The organism is Bacillus sp. 123MFChir2 (genome assembly GCF_000383235.1).
In the GTDB taxonomy this organism is placed as follows: domain Bacteria; phylum Bacillota; class Bacilli; order Bacillales; family Bacillaceae_G; genus Bacillus_A.
This window is the reverse complement of sequence record NZ_KB910950.1, coordinates 25,077-42,839: the sequence shown is the minus strand read 5'-3', so window position 1 is coordinate 42,839 and position 17,763 is coordinate 25,077. Positions and strand designations below refer to the sequence as shown.

19 protein-coding genes are annotated in these 17,763 nt (G+C 32.2%); 5 read left to right on the top strand and 14 right to left on the bottom strand.

What is annotated here, in order from left to right; translation table 11 throughout:
* Positions 1-182: 182 nt before the first annotated feature.
* Together H280_RS0114405 and recQ are read right to left on the bottom strand one after the other, a co-directional pair.
* Entirely contained in the window at positions 183-641 is a 459-nt protein-coding gene (locus H280_RS0114405) for a DinB family protein (protein ID WP_020061841.1), read from the bottom strand.
* 163 nt (positions 642-804) lie between these two features.
* Positions 805-2,922: a DNA helicase RecQ gene (gene recQ, locus H280_RS0114400; protein ID WP_020061840.1), complete on the bottom strand. Its 2,118-nt coding sequence runs from the start codon at positions 2,920-2,922 to the stop codon at positions 805-807.
* Positions 2,923-3,198: 276 nt separating this feature from the next.
* On the opposite strand from recQ, the gene H280_RS0114395 reads away from it, so the two are divergent.
* Positions 3,199-3,570: a hypothetical protein gene (locus tag H280_RS0114395; RefSeq protein ID WP_020061839.1), complete on the top strand. Its 372-nt coding sequence runs from the start codon at positions 3,199-3,201 to the stop codon at positions 3,568-3,570.
* 95 nt (positions 3,571-3,665) lie between these two features.
* On the opposite strand, the gene H280_RS0114390 is transcribed toward H280_RS0114395, so the two are convergent.
* Positions 3,666-4,118 carry a DUF6884 domain-containing protein gene (locus tag H280_RS0114390; RefSeq protein ID WP_020061838.1) on the bottom strand — a complete coding sequence of 151 codons (453 nt, stop codon included), beginning with the start codon at positions 4,116-4,118 and terminating at the stop codon, positions 3,666-3,668.
* A gap of 224 nt (positions 4,119-4,342) precedes the next feature.
* Positions 4,343-5,275, bottom strand: a complete 933-nt coding sequence (gene ppaC / locus H280_RS0114385; RefSeq protein ID WP_020061837.1) for a manganese-dependent inorganic pyrophosphatase — start codon at positions 5,273-5,275, stop codon at positions 4,343-4,345.
* Positions 5,276-5,537: 262 nt separating this feature from the next.
* Here ppaC and H280_RS0114380 point away from each other — a divergent pair, with 262 nt between their 5' ends.
* On the top strand, positions 5,538-6,392 hold the full coding sequence (locus H280_RS0114380) for an alpha/beta fold hydrolase (protein ID WP_020061836.1): 855 nt from the start codon (positions 5,538-5,540) through the stop codon (positions 6,390-6,392).
* 77 nt (positions 6,393-6,469) lie between these two features.
* Here H280_RS0114380 and H280_RS0114375 read toward each other — a convergent pair whose 3' ends face one another.
* Together H280_RS0114375 and H280_RS0114370 are read right to left on the bottom strand one after the other, a co-directional pair.
* Positions 6,470-6,778 carry a YxcD family protein gene (locus H280_RS0114375; RefSeq protein WP_020061835.1) on the bottom strand — a complete coding sequence of 103 codons (309 nt, stop codon included), beginning with the start codon at positions 6,776-6,778 and terminating at the stop codon, positions 6,470-6,472.
* The gene (locus H280_RS0114370; protein WP_020061834.1) at positions 6,766-7,218 is read right to left on the bottom strand and encodes a hypothetical protein; all 453 of its coding nucleotides are present in this window, start codon (positions 7,216-7,218) and stop codon (positions 6,766-6,768) included. Before H280_RS0114370 ends, H280_RS0114375 begins: the two co-directional genes overlap by 13 nt.
* Before the next feature lie 263 nt (positions 7,219-7,481).
* Here H280_RS0114370 and H280_RS0114365 point away from each other — a divergent pair, with 263 nt between their 5' ends.
* Positions 7,482-8,243 carry a DUF1836 domain-containing protein gene (locus tag H280_RS0114365; protein ID WP_020061833.1) on the top strand — a complete coding sequence of 254 codons (762 nt, stop codon included), beginning with the start codon at positions 7,482-7,484 and terminating at the stop codon, positions 8,241-8,243.
* Positions 8,244-8,277: 34 nt separating this feature from the next.
* Here H280_RS0114365 and H280_RS0114360 read toward each other — a convergent pair whose 3' ends face one another.
* The 3 genes from H280_RS0114360 to H280_RS0114350 form a co-directional block, all read right to left on the bottom strand.
* A complete protein-coding gene (locus tag H280_RS0114360) occupies positions 8,278-8,829 on the bottom strand; it encodes an MFS transporter (RefSeq protein WP_020061832.1) in 552 nt (183 codons plus the stop codon).
* A complete protein-coding gene (locus H280_RS0114355; RefSeq protein ID WP_020061831.1) occupies positions 8,826-10,262 on the bottom strand; it encodes an FAD-binding oxidoreductase in 1,437 nt (478 codons plus the stop codon). The genes H280_RS0114360 and H280_RS0114355 overlap by 4 nt, the downstream gene beginning before the upstream one ends.
* Before the next feature lie 747 nt (positions 10,263-11,009).
* The gene (locus tag H280_RS0114350) at positions 11,010-11,993 is read right to left on the bottom strand and encodes a hypothetical protein (RefSeq protein WP_020061830.1); all 984 of its coding nucleotides are present in this window, start codon (positions 11,991-11,993) and stop codon (positions 11,010-11,012) included.
* A gap of 349 nt (positions 11,994-12,342) precedes the next feature.
* On the opposite strand from H280_RS0114350, the gene H280_RS0114345 reads away from it, so the two are divergent.
* On the top strand, positions 12,343-13,503 hold the full coding sequence (locus H280_RS0114345; protein WP_020061829.1) for a tyrosine-type recombinase/integrase: 1,161 nt from the start codon (positions 12,343-12,345) through the stop codon (positions 13,501-13,503).
* A gap of 59 nt (positions 13,504-13,562) precedes the next feature.
* Here the strand turns inward: H280_RS0114345 and H280_RS0114340 are convergent, their stop codons facing one another.
* Positions 13,563-13,793 (bottom strand): hypothetical protein, encoded by a 231-nt coding sequence (locus H280_RS0114340; RefSeq protein WP_020061828.1) that lies wholly within the window; start codon positions 13,791-13,793, stop codon positions 13,563-13,565.
* A 218-nt stretch (positions 13,794-14,011) separates the two neighbouring features.
* Positions 14,012-14,869: a DegV family protein gene (locus tag H280_RS0114335; protein ID WP_020061827.1), complete on the bottom strand. Its 858-nt coding sequence runs from the start codon at positions 14,867-14,869 to the stop codon at positions 14,012-14,014.
* Positions 14,870-15,163: 294 nt separating this feature from the next.
* Here H280_RS0114335 and H280_RS0114330 point away from each other — a divergent pair, with 294 nt between their 5' ends.
* Entirely contained in the window at positions 15,164-15,484 is a 321-nt protein-coding gene (locus H280_RS0114330) for a hypothetical protein (RefSeq protein ID WP_020061826.1), read from the top strand.
* A 141-nt stretch (positions 15,485-15,625) separates the two neighbouring features.
* Here the strand turns inward: H280_RS0114330 and H280_RS0114325 are convergent, their stop codons facing one another.
* The 3 genes from H280_RS0114325 to H280_RS0114315 are packed head-to-tail and all read right to left on the bottom strand — an operon-like array spanning position 15,626 to position 17,707.
* Positions 15,626-16,333 carry a hypothetical protein gene (locus H280_RS0114325; RefSeq protein WP_020061825.1) on the bottom strand — a complete coding sequence of 236 codons (708 nt, stop codon included), beginning with the start codon at positions 16,331-16,333 and terminating at the stop codon, positions 15,626-15,628.
* A 26-nt stretch (positions 16,334-16,359) separates the two neighbouring features.
* The gene (locus tag H280_RS0114320) at positions 16,360-17,070 is read right to left on the bottom strand and encodes a polymer-forming cytoskeletal protein (RefSeq protein WP_020061824.1); all 711 of its coding nucleotides are present in this window, start codon (positions 17,068-17,070) and stop codon (positions 16,360-16,362) included.
* Between the two features lie 13 nt (positions 17,071-17,083).
* On the bottom strand, positions 17,084-17,707 hold the full coding sequence (locus tag H280_RS0114315) for a YhbD family protein (RefSeq protein ID WP_020061823.1): 624 nt from the start codon (positions 17,705-17,707) through the stop codon (positions 17,084-17,086).
* Between the last annotated feature and the right edge of the window lie 56 nt (positions 17,708-17,763).

Below are 17,763 nucleotides of genomic sequence, written 5' to 3'. Positions count from 1 at the left end.
ATTAAAAATGGAAGCTATAAGTCAAGTATTTATAAAAGGTTTATCAAAAAATTCACATAACCGAGGTTATGTTTCACCTTCTTCAGGCCCAACAGACTAAAGCCCATAATCAAAAGGAGCTATTCTCAGAGAGATAGCTCCTTTTGAAATTCACTAAATTATTTTTCGTACTAATTCTTTACTCATGCATGTTCAATAATACGCTTCATTGCTTGAATTTGTCCTAAGTGATTTGCTTCATGCATTAACGTAAGACCTGCTAATTCTCCAAAAGTTTCAAGTCCCATAAATGGTTTTTCCAGCGTTTCATTTAACCGTTCAGCAGGAATTTGTTGAAGACGAACTAACTGATCTTTCAACTCTATAATAAGTGTATCTACGGTAGGTACATCATCTTTCCAATCAGCCGGCTTTGTACCGTTTCCAAATAATTCGATATAATTTGCAGGAAGTTGGGTCGTTTTATGTGGAAAGCCAAGCATAAACTGTTCAGCGACCGTTAATACATGGCCGATATGCCATTGAATCGTGTTATTAAAACCGTTTGGCTGCACACTTACTATTTCCTTCGAAAGTGATTCTACGTTTTTAATAAAATAACCTCTTGTCATCTTAAATTGTTTAAATACTAGTTTATTCATACCTTACTCCCCTTTCAAATTCCCCTCAATCCTTAAATATATGAGAAATCTAGATACATTAGAATAGATATAAAACAAATATTGATTCTACTTTATATAAATCAGTCATTACTTGTAAAGAAAAACGGGTTCATACATGTTATTCCCCCTTTCTATCACACTACTATTTCTTCATTTGTAAATAAGCGCGAATCATAAAATAACTTATATAATCAGGAAGTTGTTCTTTTATAGCCTTCAATCCACCATCAGCGTTCTTAATTGCAGTTGCAATCATAGATTCATATTCTTTCGGAACAAAACTTGGCCAATCTACTTCCATTCCTTCTTCAAAACAACGAATTAAATGACTTTCTACAGTTTGCAAAGACAACTCACGTAGTTCAGCAATATGAGAAAGTTCTTTCCCTTGTTCATACATTTCATATGTTGCATGATGAGAATTTTTCATTGCCTTTTTTGACTGCTTACGTTCAGTTATCACTTCCGTTGTAATCATTACATCTATATCAGGATGCTGTTCAATGAAATTTGTGATAACTTGTAAAAATATATTTCCATACTTATTAAGCTTATGTTCCCCGATTCCTTTTACTCCTAACATTTCCTCTGATGTTTTTGGTAGTTTTGCACACATATCTTGCAATGTTTGATCGGAGAAAATAACAAATGGCGGTACTCCTTCTCCTTGAGCAATTTCTTTACGTACATGACGTAACTCTTCGAATAGTGGATGATCTTTCACTATTTGTTTTGTTTCTACTCTTTCTTTTTGGAAAATAGGTTGGTTCCCAAGTAAAACATCTTTTCCTTTTGCCGTTACCTTTAATGTCGGATACGTACCATGTTCAACTGCAATCAGTTCTTCTGAGATTAAAAACTCAATGAACTCACTCACTTCTTTTACACTTTGATTTGATAGCAGTCCGTACGTTGGTAATGTATGAAAATTAAATTCCATTACCTTTTTATTTTTTGATCCTGTTAATACTTGCGCAATCATTTGCTTACCGAAACGTTGATTTGTTCGAATCATGCATGACAGTACCATTTGCGCTTCTTTTGTAACATCAACACTGTTCCGGTTGTCTGTACAATTGCCGCAGCGGCCACAATCTTGCTTCGGCTCTTCACCAAAATATTGTAAAACGAATGATTGCAAGCAATTCTCTGTATGGCAATAATCTGTCATATGTTGCAGTTTCTCTAATTCATTAGAAAATCGAGACGCTCCTGTTGATTGATCAATTAAATAACGTTGTACTTGCACATCTTGCGGTGAATATAGCAAGATACATTCACTATCTAATCCATCACGTCCAGCACGTCCTGCTTCTTGATAATAACTTTCCATGTTTTTTGGAAGTTGATAATGAATCACGTACCGAATGTTCGATTTGTCAATTCCCATACCAAACGCAGACGTCGCAATCATTACATTTACTTCGTCTCGTAAAAACCGTTCTTGTTGTTCATTTCGATCATTATCATTCATACCAGCATGATAACGTGCGACAGAAACGTCTTCTTTATTTAATTTTTCATACAGCGCATCAACAACTTTACGCGTCGCTGCATAAATAATTCCCGCTTCTTTTTTGTTTTGACGAATATACTCTGATAAAAAGGCATCACGATCCTGCCCCTTCACAACAGAAAACGATAAATTTTCTCGTTCAAAAGTTGTCATAATGGTATTTTGTTCTGCAATTTCTAAAGCATTACAAATATCTTGTCGTACTTGCGGCGTTGCTGTTGCTGTTAATGCAAGTACAATTGGCTGAACCGGAAGATAATCAAGAACTCGATGAATATGTAAATAGCTTGGACGAAAATCATGTCCCCATTGTGAAATACAGTGTGCCTCATCAATTGCAATTAACGGGATTTTCATATCAATGAGCTGATCGATAAAGTCAATCGAATCAAGGCGCTCCGGCGCAATATATAACAATTTATAATGGCCTTGTTTCGCTAACTGAATGCGCTGATTTGCTTCTGTAATTGAAATAGAACCGTTAATATATGTTGCCGGAATACCATTTTGGGTTAAGGTATCAACTTGATCTTTCATTAGAGAAATAAGTGGAGAAATAACTAATGTTGTTCCCTCTAACACTAATGCTGGAATTTGATAACATAAAGATTTCCCGCCGCCTGTTGGCATAATACAAACGGTATCTTTTCCATCCAATATATTTTTAATTGTGTCATCTTGCCCTCTACGAAATGACGAATAGCCAAAATAGGAAGCTAAAAGTTCTTGTGCTTTTGTAAACAAAAAAGATTCACCTGCTTTTCTTAGTCTTTCATCTATTAGCATTATATCATTTGTTAAAAGTCATTGTACTCTATACTTCTCCAACTAAATTAACAGATTCTTCTCTAAATCCACCTTACCCCTTTACATTTAGCATATATCGATATATTTTATTAGTATCTTTCTTTATACCGCATTTATAGGCAAAGAAATTAGTTGGGTGAAGTACTGCCCGTAAAAGTCCGTTTGTTGAAGGCTGGTTAAAGTTTCACTTTATATTTTATAGGAGGCATCATATTGATTAACGCAATAGGTATCGCTTTTATTCTTTCTAATAAGCCTGAAAAAAAGAAAAAAGTTTATCTTAATGATAGATTTGCACTAATAGACATTTTTGACTCTAAAGATGTATATGATTCTGAAGGTAACCCACTAGTAGAGCTAACATGTAAATATAGTATTTATTTAGATGAAAAATATTATTGTAAATCTCTTGAAGACTACACTGGGCAAGTATTTCCTTTCCTAAAAGAAAAAATCGGAAAAGGACTTGTTAGAAATTTAAATTATTACTCTTCACATATTGATATATACGATAAAAAACCACCAGTGAAAGAGATCAGAAATCTTATGGAGCAAGTGATAAACTATTACCAACATTTAGAATGATCTAAATAAAAATTCTCTTTAGAATAAAGGGGTTCCCAAATGCCCCTTTTAATAACTACTTATTAACCTTCCCCGTAAATCAAACTTTTTTACATTTACTGAATCTCATTATGATTTTCAACTGCCTTCTTCAGCCTCTGCAACATATATCCAATTCCTTTACAGCCTTCTAATGGGTAAGAAATGATTTCTTCTGGATATAACTTTGTCACTACTTCTTTATGCTTCTTACCTGCAAGCAGAACAATCTCATCAAAGTCTAGTAAGTCTTTATCCATCATCTGTTTTTTTAGTTGTTCTATACTAATAATCTCACTACTTTTCGAATTAAATGCAAGATCATAATTTTCTTTCACTATATCGGTTGGCAGTAAAAATCCATGCTTTGCGGATAAAATAACCCAGTGTGTAAAAAATTGAGAGGCATACATTTGGCACGCTTTTCCGAATGGACTAATGTATACTTCTCTCGCTTCTGTCGGCCCCATATCAGGGCACTTATCCCAAATCTTCTTTTTCCCACATGGAATTATGCATAGTCTTTTCATTATTACGTTCTTACCTCTTTTCTCTATACTCTGTAATAAAATCATAACAGTTTTCTTACATAGATAGAAATATCAGCTTTCACTTTTCTTTCTACTCAATTTCTATTTTTCTTTATGAAATATGGTAAAAATAGACTTTCATATCCGGGATTTTATCCTTCCTAAAAACAAAAAAGAACAAGCAGACTGTATATCTGCTTGTTTTTTTAGATCCAAAGTTACTCTTATAGAGCTTGGAATGTTTCTGTTAATACAGGAACGATTTGTTTTTTACGTGAAACAACACCTTTTAAAGTAGCTGTGTTGTTTTCTAAAGTTACCTTGTATGCTTTCTCAACAACTTGTGCTGCTTTACCAATTGCAAGGCCAACAGAGTCGTTTGTTAAAATATCTGTTACAACGAATAAGAATAGGTCTAAACCTTTTTCTTCAACTACTGCAGAAATTACTTTTTCTAATTCTGCTTGGTGTACAAGAACGTCATTTGTATCAACAGCGTTTACTTGTGCAATTTCAACTTTTGCAGTGCCCATTTGGAACTCTTTTGCATCAAGAGAAATTAATTGTTCCATTGTTTTACCGCTTAGGTCTGCACCAGCTTTTAACATTTCTAAGCCGTAGCTTTCCGCATCTACACCAGCGATTTCTGCTAGTTCACGAGCTGCTGCTACGTCTTGATCTGTGCAAGTTGGAGATTTAAATAGTAAAGAATCAGAAATGATTGCAGATAACATTAATCCTGCAACTTCTTTACGAACTGCAACGCCGTTTTCTTTGTACATTTTATTTAAAATTGTAGCTGTACAACCAACAGGCTCACAACGGTAGTATAAAGGATCGCTCGTTTCAAAGTTAGCAATACGATGGTGATCGATTACTTCTAATACACGAACAGACTCGATATCATTCGCACTTTGTTGACGTTCGTTATGATCAACTAAAATAACATTATCCACTTCGTTTGCTACTGTCTCAACACAACGTGGTCCTTCTACTTTGAAATAGTCTAAAGCAAATTGTGTTTCTCCGCTGATTTCACCTAAACGAACAGGCTCAGCATCCATTCCTAATTCTTTCTTTAACTCTGCATATGCAATTGCAGAACAAATTGCATCTGTATCTGGGTTTTTATGCCCGAAAATAAGTACTTTTTCCATGATTTCACCTCTCTACAAAAGGATATCTTAAAGGGCAAGATATGACAATATTTTAGGCGAATTTTTTTAGAAATAATCAAAGTTTCTTTTGATTTTACGCAAAAAATAGAGATTTCTGTACTATTGTGTAAATTTTCCCCATTCAAATACCCCAACATAAAAGAGGATTTTTAGATTTATATAAGAAACTTTGAATACACAGCTGAAATAAAACATATTTTCGAATATATTAACTTATTTTTTGAAAAGGAGACTTACGTACATGCCTTATTTAAAACTTGATAATGATGTGAATATTTATTATGAAGAGCAAGGAAAAGGAACCCCAATTATATTTATACATGGAGTTTGGATGAGCAGTCGTTTTTTTCATAAACAACTGCCGTACTTTAGTGAAAATTATCGCGTGATTTCACTAGATTTACGAAGTCATGGCCGTTCTTCACGCGTTCAATCCGGGCATACCATTGCAAACTATGCTCGCGATCTACAGGCATTTATCGAAAAATTATCCCTTGAGAACGTTATTTTAGTTGGCTGGTCTATGGGAGCATTTGTTGTTTGGGAATATTTAAAACAATTTGGAGAAAGCAATGTGATAGCCTCTGTTATCGTAGATGAACTAGCCTCTGATTTTAAATGGGGTGATTTTCCAATTGGGGCTTTTGATCTTCCGGCCCTTATTCATATTATGCGAGAATTGCAAATGAATCGAGTTGATTTTCTAAAAGAATTTATATCATTAATGTTCAAACATCCTCTTTCAAAAGATGATTTTGAGTGGATATTAAAAGAAGTAACAACGATCCCAGAATCTATCGCAAGTGCTATTTTGTTTGATCAGTCTGTTGTAGATTATCGGGACTTCCTAACTCAAATTACGATTCCTACTTTACTTTGTTTTGGCAGAGAAGAAAAGCTCATTCCTGTTGCAGCAGGCGAACATTTACACAAGCACCTCCAAAATTCTCAACTTATTATTTTTGAAGATAGTTGCCATTGTCCATTTTTAGAAGAAGCGGACAGTTTTAATAAAATAGTAGATCATTTTATTCAGTCTATAGATAGAAATGAAACACCGCATACTTTTAAGAGTTCCTTATCAAAACATCCTTAATCAATGCAACCTGTATACTCTTTTACAAACATAAAAACAGCTACTGAGATTGTTACATCTCAACAGCTGTTTTTCAATTACTCATATGATCTATTTAAATTCGCCAAAGCGATAATACCTTCTTCATCATGTAATTCAAGCTGTAATCTTACAGCAAATGGATTAATGTTATATTCCATATCAAGCCATAAGCGAAGTGCCTCAATTAAATTTGCTTGAATTAAAATTTGCTTACGACCGTTTACTTCTACTTCAGCTGAGAAACCATAATCGTCATCGTACATCAGTTCCACCGATACTTGTTCCGGAGCAACTTGACGTTTTTGTGCAATATATACACAAAGTGCGTTAATCAGCTCTTGTTCAGATATTTTCATCGTTTCCATGCTGCTTCTTCCACCTGTTTCTTACGTTGGTTTTTAAAATATTTAAATGCGCGAACTGCTAACATTACAATTCCAGCCATTACTAACATATTGACCATAAATGCTAATACAGAGCCAAGAGCTCCCATGTTAGCAAATAAGCTTCCCATTAATAAACCACCAAGACCACCAAGTAAAAGACCTTTCATAAAGCTTCCTTTATTACTTTTTGGTGCCGTATTTGTTGCTTTTGTTTTTGAATCTGTTGTTTTATTTGCATTTACATTAGAATCTTTTTTATTCAAATCTACTTTTGATTTTTGTGTTTGACTTGAACTTGGACTATATGATTTTTTACCAGATTTGTAGCTTTTTGCGTAAGCACTATCTACTGAAACGAAACTACTAGCAGCAAAGACAAACATAAATGCTGTCAATATTGTAACTATTTTTTTAAACATTTACTATTCATTCCCCTTCTTCTATAAATGTATATAATATCTATCCTTCTCTTAATTTATGAAAAAGATAGATGTTTTTAAAAGTTAATTAAAAAGTTCTTATGAACTTATTATATGAACTTTTATAGAAATAATCAAGAGTTATTTATTAAAATTATTAACTTAATTAACTACAAGAGCAATCATGAAAATAGAATTGACTTTATATAGAACAATGCATAATATAAGTTCATAAGAACCTTTATATTATTGGAGGTGAAAAGATGGAAACATTTCATCTCACACGTAGCGAAATGGGGATGCTCCTTCTTTCTCTTAGAGGATGGAATACAAAAAAGCCTCTTGTAATTTTACAAGAAGCCTGGGCAAAGTCACATAAAGAAGATATTGAAAGCGGTCAAAGTTTTACAGCCATTATTACAACTGCATTAGCACCTATTTTTGAAAAACTGATTAAAATTGAAGAAACGGATATTGGATTCTCATTAAACGAAATTGTAGCTCTAGGGAATCAAATTGAACATACTAACTTTTCTATTACAGCACTCCAAAATTGGGTGAAACGTGATATAAAAGAAATGATTGGTTCTCCGCAAAAAGGAAAAAAATATTCAATTGAACAAGCGGCCTTATTATTTATTGTAGAAGATTTAAAAACAACGCTCGATTTTGACTCTATCCGAAAGTTGTTAAAGCTTATCGTGAATGACCCTGCAGATCGCACTGATGATTTAATTAACCCTATACAATTATATGTTTTTTACTCTTCTTTATTTGAAAAATTAAATCAACGAGGTTACATTCAATTCAATACAACGAATACGATTTTTACTATTGAACAAACAATAAAAGAAAATGCGGATGAGTTAGCAGCTAAAATTGAGCATATAAACAAGGAACAGCGCGAAGCTATTCGAAATGCAATTGTTATTGCAACGCTATCAGTTCATACTGCGTATGTACAAAGATTAGCAAAACGATACGTATCAGCTACGCTGTTTTTACAGCACTTAAATGTAAATTAAACCTCTGCAAACCGCATATAACCGAAAACAAATGTTATCGGTTATATGCGGTTTTGTTGTTTGTTCGGCAAAGTACAAAACCACTTATCATATAAAGAATAGAAGCGACATAAAAAATCGTTCCAATCGTTAAAAAATCTACTAAATACCCAGTTAAAATAATGGCTATCGCTGCTCCTAAAGATGTCCAAACATGATATTTTCCAATTTCATACCCAGCCTCTTGACGTTCTACTTTTCGTGCAAGAGATGTTTTTTCTGCGTTTTTCTGCATAGCCCCTAACAATCCCATCATAATTTGCAAAATATATACATGCCAAACTTCTGTCGCGATTGGGAAACATAACATTAACACAGCCATTGACCAAGAATATACAATTAACAGTTTTTTATCACCAAACCGATCAGAAACCTTACCGATTAAAGGATAGGCAAGTGCTGCTGTTAATGCAAATAAACCATATGCCCATCCAAATTGTGAAAAGCTATTTCCTACGTTTCTTAGCAATAATACATAAAAAGGAAATACCATACTTCCTGCCATCATAATGAGACTTTGTGAAACTACAAATCTTGTATATGTCATTGACCATACTCCTTGTAAAATAAATTAACAAACCGTTCTTGCGGATCATATTCCCTCTTTTTTTGAAAAAACTCATTTGAACGTGAATAAGCTTTTTGTAACTGCTGTTTTTCCGGATATTGATAATATGGCAAATAGTAGCTGCCATCATGTTGTAAAGTAACGTTTATCATCTTCTGAATTACTTTTTTTGTTTTATCTATTTCTTCTTCAGAACGCCCTTGATTAATAAGAAGAACAAGAGCAAACATATCCTCTTTCGCATATGATAAAACTGCACTTTCGTTTTTTGTCACATATCGAATTGTAATATTAAGAAGATTTAGTTCTTCACGTTCTAATACGTCTCTTAAGTCATCTATATAGGTAGAAAAGTTATCAACTGGAATAAAGTACTCTTGTAAAATTTCAGTACGATTCGGATTTTCATATTCCATGAATGCACTATCTGATCTCATAACATTATTACGAGTTTCATAGGAGCCATCCGTATGTTCAAAATATTTCTTTTGGGTATCCCAAAACATTGTTTTTCCCCAGTCACTATATCTAGATAATCCAAGAAAAAACTTTGGCAGGGCAACATTTGTCTCTTCTTTTAATGTACTATATCGCTCTCGCTGTTCTTGATCCGTAGCGAGAACGTAATTCGTCACGTACATCTCACGTAAAAATGAATCTGGTGCAACAGAGATACGTGCTAAATGCATACGCACCCCTTCATCACCTTCTACATGTTTCTTAAAATAGGAAGTATATTCACGGTAGTCTAACGTCTTGGTTCGTATTTGATATAGTTCATCTTCCGTTAATTTTAATGTTACATCTAAAATAACCCCGAATAAACCATATCCACCTATTACTAGAGAGAATAACTCTGCATTTTCATTTCTACTGACATTTTTAATATTACCGTTTGCCATTAATAACCGAAATGAATCAACTGTATCTATAAGTGCATCATGCCGTATATCTCGTCCATGTACATTTGCACTTATAGAACCACCTATCGTAAAGATATTTTGCGATTGCATCACTTGAATCGCAAGACCATATGGATTAATCACCTTTTGAATATCATTCCATGTTGCGCCGCTTTGCACTCTTATTCTTTGTTGCTCTGGATTGAACTCCACTATTTTATTGTAATTTTTCATATCCAAGACAGTGCCACTTGGATAATATGTATGGCCACCTTGCGTATGCTGCATCCCCGCAATAGAGAGCTTTTCATTTGAAGCACTTGCGTCCTGAACAAATTGTTGTAATTTCTTTTCATCTTCAACACTTTCAATTCGTTTAACTTTTGTCGGAAGTAACCGTCCAGCATCTGCTATAACAGGCCGAGCTTGCTGTTTTATATATGTATGTATAGAGACCGTTAGTAAGCTCGTGTATATTACTACAGAAATTATTATTTTACTGCTTTTCAATTTATCCTCCCCCTCCAATTAAAGTGTAATATTACACTTTAATTGGAATTATATCATTTATTTTTACGTATAGAAAGCTATATTTTTCGTTTTCTTGTAGCGAACGAATAGCGGTATAAATAAAAAATCAGCACTTCATTATAAAGTACTGATTTCCCTTAAAAATTCACTTCTTTCTTCTGTAAATTAAAATGATGTTCTTCGCCATACCGTATCACTTTTCTCATATTCCAGTCTTCTTTCAACGGAATACGCTACTTCAGAACCTACAAAACGTTCAATAATCCATAAAGCTAAACATTTTCACATCGAAATTTGCTCCAAATTCATTTGCACGTTTTAATACTTAATAGGGCCCTATCGAATCTAGCTCGTCAAATCCATCAAACAACACAAGTTGAATATTCATTGTTATCCCTCCATATATATCATTCATATTAAATGTATTAGCAGGATAATCACATAACATTTTCTTTATAAAGATGTATAAAGAAATGCTATCTATTCTACTTAATTAGTCAGATCATAAAATTATTATGTAAACTAAATGTAAATTAATTTCACTTCAAAATATAACCAAATCAATTTAAGGCTTCTATAAGTCTCTTTTCGGATCTGTATATAAATCAAACCTTATTATATCACTTTATAGATTGTATCCTCTTAGAAAAGAATCTGAAAGGTCTTTTTTAGACATTTTGGATATTTTTGTATACTAAAAGACTTATCAATAACATGATAAGTCTTTTAGTATTTCATTGTATGGCGCTCTAATTTTTCACGAATTGCAGAAGTAATAAATTCTTCAATTGACATCTTTTCTTCAGTTACAATGTTTGAGATAGATTGATACTCTGATGAAGATAGTACAACGCTTTTCGTAACACTATTGCTATCAATGTAAATGTTATTATTTGGCCGTTTTACTAATTTCCCTTCTATTATATAGGGCATAAGAGAGTCAATCCACTCTTGTTGAATTTGCATAGGAACTTGAATGAGCGATTGGCGAATTTCAATAATCCAGAAATTGTGTTCTTCAGAAATTCGAAGGTTTCGTGGTGAGACATATTGCAATAAAAAATCAATTCGCTGAAAAACATCACTTCGTAAATTGTGTGTTTTCAAAAAACGAAACTTCACGAATTTTTGATGATGACTTCTCGGTTTGTCTGATAATTGATATGCTGCTAAAAAGCCGCTTTCCTTTGACTGCTGTAATGTCATCTCATTTCCAAATTCATCTGTTACGATAATGTCTCCTCTTTTTGGAATAGAGGTTATGCGGGCAATTGTATTCCCTTGTATAAATTTTTGAAATAAAACAACATTATATTTACGAGAATATGTATAAAGACTATTGGCATCATCTAATTTTTCAGCCAAATTCTTTACATCGCCCTCTTGAACAAACTTTGTTTCCTTGTTTCTATGCATTTGAATTGTATACGATAACTCTCCCTCTTCAATCCATTTCCATAATTGATACATACTAATATGAAACTGTTTACTTGCTTGGTTTAATGTCATACCTTCTATATGTAATTGAGATTGTAATGCAGTAACCTGAGTTTTTTGAAACAAAAAACTTCCATCTAATCGCCACGTGTCTTTATTAATTGGCGTCAATTTATTTTCTTTCATTAATTTCTTAAATGTGAAATTTGAAATACGTAAATATTCTTTTACCTCATTTGTATCCATATATTGTTCGTATGTATGATCGTACATAAATGAAATCCTTTCTAATCAAAGCTAAATATAATTTATATAAACATAGAATGTAAAAGATAATTATAATAAAACATAAACTTATTATATCATATAAAAATACAAAACTATAATTATATTATATAACACATTTGATTTCTTTTTATTTTTAAATTAAATTACATATTATTTTAAATCGACTCACTAAAAAAAATTTATATATGAATTCTTAACCATAGAAAATGTGTGATTTTCTATGGTTACTAATAACTATTGAATTTTACATACATAAAATTTAAAATAAAATATAGTTATAGTTTATTTTCTTTCATTCATGAAATAAGCGAAATAAATAAGGATATGATATAAAATGAAATTTAATTTATTACCACTTCAAAATCAACATTCGTTATTACACAATAAAAATAACAAAGAAAAATTTGCAAATACAATCGCGATTTGGAACGAAGACTTTTTAAAGTCAGCTGAAGATCGAAAAGAACAAAATGAACGTCAATATACATATTCATATGAAGGTTTTTCTGACGAAGAAATTTTGTATTATTACTTAAATCGACAAACGCATTTTGATAAGGAAAAACGAGTCAAAGATACATCTCGTCTTCTCTATTCTAGAGATTTATCACAATTTTATTTTTTTATTAAAGAGCATATGGAATTTTTACAAATGGATGTGGAACATTTTATAGAAGGTAAAGTTTGGATGAATTTACGAAAACGACATATTCGTAATTATCAAAAGTGGCTTGCTGAAGAAGCGATTTCCTATCAATCAAAAGAAACTTATAAACCAGCAACAATAAGTAGAAAGTTACGCATTACACGTTCTTTTTTAAAGTGGTTATATGAAATTGAATATATTAAAGAGCCTTTGTACATTGAGATATTAAGTACAACAATAACAAAAAAACATAAACCAAGAAGAGAGCTATCTTATGAAGAAGTAAAAGAATTGCTTTCCTATTATAAAAATAATCCTATCAATTATGCCTTGCTTTCGATATTGGCAACAACCGGATTACGTGTTGCCGAAATTGCGCATGCAAGGTGGGAAGATTTAGAATATGATGTATTACGCGATCGTTATTATCTTTATGTAAATACAAAAGGAGATTCTGAACGAATTGTACCCATTAATAAAGCTGTGTTTGAGAGAATCATTGCTTTTCGAAGAAGACGACGCTTGCCAATTGAATTAGGAATTAAGCATGGCGGTACAATTTTTCAAACAAAAAATCATACAGCGTATAAAGAAAATTATCTGTCTCAATATATTACAAAGATTATAAAAGAAACTAATTTATCTTTTACAAAGGATGAAAAAATAACTCCCCATTTCTTTCGGCATTTTTATGTTCAATATTTATATGACTATAAACAATTACCACCGCATATCATCGCCGCAGCTGTTGGGCATAAAGATGATCGAACAACAAAAGAAAATTATTTGAAGCAGCGATTAATGAAAGACCATGATGCCGGAAATTTAATTAGTGATGATGAATTTTAATTATAAAAGAGAAAGAGCATATTTACAGCTCTCCCTCTTTTCTGTTGACGATAATTTAATTATATTAAACTATATCTATTTTGCTTGCGGCCTTTTCCAGTTTTCTTTGTTATATACGATTTCATAACAAGTGTTGTTAAAGAATCTACTAATGTTTTATACGATAAATTCGATAAAACAAGTAAATCATTTGTATATAATATTCTATGTTTTTCTAATAGCAATAAAACAAGTCGTTCTGATGGCTTTAATCCCTCATCACTTTCAAGAATAAAGTCTATGTTTTTCATGAAATACCATCCTTAAAACAAAATTTAAATGTCCAAATTTCAATATTTATTGTATTAAAATTATATAATAAAATCGTTATTTTGTCTTAAAAAATATTTGTTTTGGTGTGGTATATTTATAAAATACTTTTATGTTTTCACACTATTACTTCTAAAATTTTAGTAATTGATATGAATAAAAAAGAAACAGTCCCTTATTTTAAAGAGACTGTTTCTTTTTATACTTCATTTAAGAAACAAATAGCTAATGTTCCCGGACCAGCATGAGCTCCAATAGCTGCACCAATTGAATTTACTACAAATGCTTTGCATCCAAATTTCTCAGTAATCATTTCTTTTAATATGTCGACACTTTCTAAATCATCACCGTGTGAAATTCCAATTGTTTGATTTTTAAAGTCCTTACCCCTTGTTTCCATAATCTCAACTATACGTTGAAATACTTTCTTCCGCCCGCGTATTTTTTCCAGTGGAATAAGCTTTCCATCTTCTACATTTAAAATAGGCTTAATATTTAATAAACCACCTATAAATCCTGCCACTTTACTTAGCCGTCCACCACGAACTAAATATTGTAAATCTGCAACAGTGAATACATGTTCCATATGCTCAGTCAAAAATGCAATACGGTTTAAAATTTCTTCTTTTGTTGCTCCGTCTTGTGCCATTTTCGCAGCCTCTATTACGACTAATCCTAGGCCAGTTGATATACATTTTGTATCAATAATTTCTAAAGAAGAATTAGGGTAGGCTTCTTTTACTTCCTCTTTTACAAGTACAGAGGATTGATATGTGCCGGAGAGCTCAGAAGAAAAAGCTAAATAAATACAGGTGATATCCTGTTTTGCATATGTAGTAAATACTTCTTGAATTTTTTCTAAAGAAGGTAATGATGTTTTATATACTTTTCCTTCTCTCATATTTCGTAGTAAATCAATAGGATCTAGTGTTACACCATCAACGAATTCCGTTTCTTGTTCATCATATACACGAAGAGGAATAACTTCTATATCATAATTTTGGAGCAAGTCCTTCGGTAAGTCCGCCGCACTATCTGTAATAATTTTTATTGTCATTGTTTGTTAAACCTCAATTCTTTTATAAATAGTCCGATTCGTCTCTTTTAAATTATATATGTAATATAAAGATTAAGAAAGTGAAAAAATTTTATACATCATATTTCTACTATATTGTATTCACCTGAAGAAGTAACAATGACTTTTTTCTCAAGTATAACTAGAAAAATCGATAAAAACTTATTAAATTATAGCATTTTTTCATTTACTGACATGTTACTGTTTCATGTTTTTCATAAAAAACGTTATAATAATATATAGCCTCTTAGATTAAGAAATAAAGGAGAATAGAATATGGCAAAAATTAAAGTATATCAACCAAAAGAAGAGCATGTAAATGCAGTAAAAAATTTAATTGATGTTGAGGAATTAAATCCATCAGCTACTGATTTACAAAATTTATATGCATGTGTATTAGAAACTGAAGATATGTCTTTACCTGAATCCTACGTTGAAGAAGATATTTTAATCGACTCTGTTGAGGGAATGGTAAATGCTTCAGCAAATAAAGTGAAAAATTTAGGAACATATGATGTAATTGAAGTACATAACAAAGGTAAGAAGTTACAAATTTTATTATTGGCAGATGAAGAATACGAGATTATTGAAGAATAATTTCAATTTAGGTTTCTAAAACAATAAAAGCACTCTCTTCATGAAGGGAGTGCTTTTCATCAATTTCTAAAAACTTTCCTCTAAATCTTGAAGTAAGACACGGGATAAAGTGGCTCTTATATTGTGAATTTCAGTATTCATCTATACTTGTTTATATTCTTTCACAAATGATTGATTCTTGTTTTTGTATGTTTCATGATATTCTACTACTCCAATTTCACAATTTGGACCAATCGCAACATTGTTTCCTCGAACGATATCAGCTTTTGTATATTCAAGATAGATCTCATCGCCTTCAATTATATTCGCATGAAGATATCCACTGTGTTTCAAAAAAGGAAAGAATGATATTTTTTTTTGAATTGTAATTTTCTCTCCTCCTATTTCTTCTACATTACTGTGTTCATATCTTAAAATAATATTAATATTTCCAGCGTTCAGCATACCACCGATCGTAAAGCCGCCATTTACTGTAAAATTCTCCGCTTCTAGATTTCCTTTCACATTTATTCCACCTGTTATATCGACCTCTTCACCAGTAAAACTGCCACCAATGTCAAACATCCCTCGTACTTTTGTATGCTTCACTTCTGCCGTACCACCAAGTTCAATGCTGCCGTTAACTTTTACATTTTCTGAATGCAAATCATCACGAATCTTTGTTTCTCCAAACACAGTTACGGTTTGTGCTTTTATATTACCTTGCACTTCACTCGCCCCATACGTCTTAAACACATCACAATCAATGTCATCCAAAATTGTTCCTTCTCCGCGAATTTTGACATTGTTGTAGATACCGCCTGATGAATTACCAGAACCGTTTAGGCTAAGGTTATACTGTTCTTTCATTCCGTCTTCCCCTTTCTATTTAAAAATTAAATTTTTCGACTTTCTTTTACGTTAGCACTTTTATCAATTTCACAAATCCCAGTATATTCAACAAGATTAATTTCACAATTTGGACCAATCGTAACATTGTTTCCTCGAATTATGTTCGTGTTTGTATATTCAACATTAATATTGTCCCCTTCTATTAATTCTGTTTCTAATCGAGGAGTAAATATTGTTTTAAAGAGCCAACTTAAAGGGGATTTCCTATATTTTATGTTAATCGTTTGACCACCTATTTCTTTTGCTTTGCATTCTCCGTGAATATCAATATACATATTATCTGCACTTAATAAGCCGCCCACAATAAATTGTCCTTCTGATTTGAAAGTATCTACCTCACAATTCCCATCAATGACTGCTTTACCGCGAATATCCATGTCCTCACCGAATACATTTCCTCCGACCGTTCCTTTACCAGAAATCTTCATTTTCTTTACAGTTGCATCTTGTTGTATACTACCGCTACCTTCAATACTCATATGCATGGTGTCTACTTTTCCAGTTATCTTTCCGGAACCACTTATTTTTACTGTCTCAGCTTTTATATCTCCATTTACATGACCAGAACCATTACACTCAAAATCCACACATTCTACATCCCCATTTACAGTCCCTTTTCCGTTTAATTGCACATTGCGAAACTGTCCTCCGTTTGACGTTCCATATCCATTAATTAATAAATCACCGGTTTTCACTACTATCCCTCCTTCATAATAACTTTGTTTTTAATTCTTCTGTACAAATCATTAAAGGTAAACGTATCGCGATTTTCGTGCCTTGATCGAAGTATAAATCCTCTGCACTCGAAAGTAAGAGGCATGTTGAAATACCTAATTTTCGAATAAAAATGAGCTCACCATGTTTATTCTTCATCGTTTCATAATGTTCATTTAAAACATGTAGCAGCATTTTTCCTTCTTCGAGGCTAATCTCTCCAGATTGAAGTGCTTTTTCTAAAATATAAATAAAAAGGATTTTTACAAAACGAAATTCAGTCATTTCCTGATTTTCTTCTATAAAAAAATTGACCACTGACTCTGAGGCAATCCCCCGTTGTATAATTCCTTCCTTTGTTAAACTAATCTCATTCACATTTGGTGAGAACATATTTGCCAAATCATCAAGGGACAAATTTTCTTTCATCGTCTGAATTTTTTCGATTCTATCTAAAATCTTTTCTTTTGGGAAAAACGTCTCTTGCCCTGTAAACGTTGATTTTCTCACAAACCAATCTTCTGGTATTAAGTTTTTTCTTTTCCATCTATATAGCTGACCATAGGAGATTCCGGCTAGATCTAACAAATCTTTTTTCGAAATTAAGTCCTGACTCAAAATTTTGCTCTCCCTTCTTTTTATTCAATGTAACATAACATTGTTACGCTGTAAAG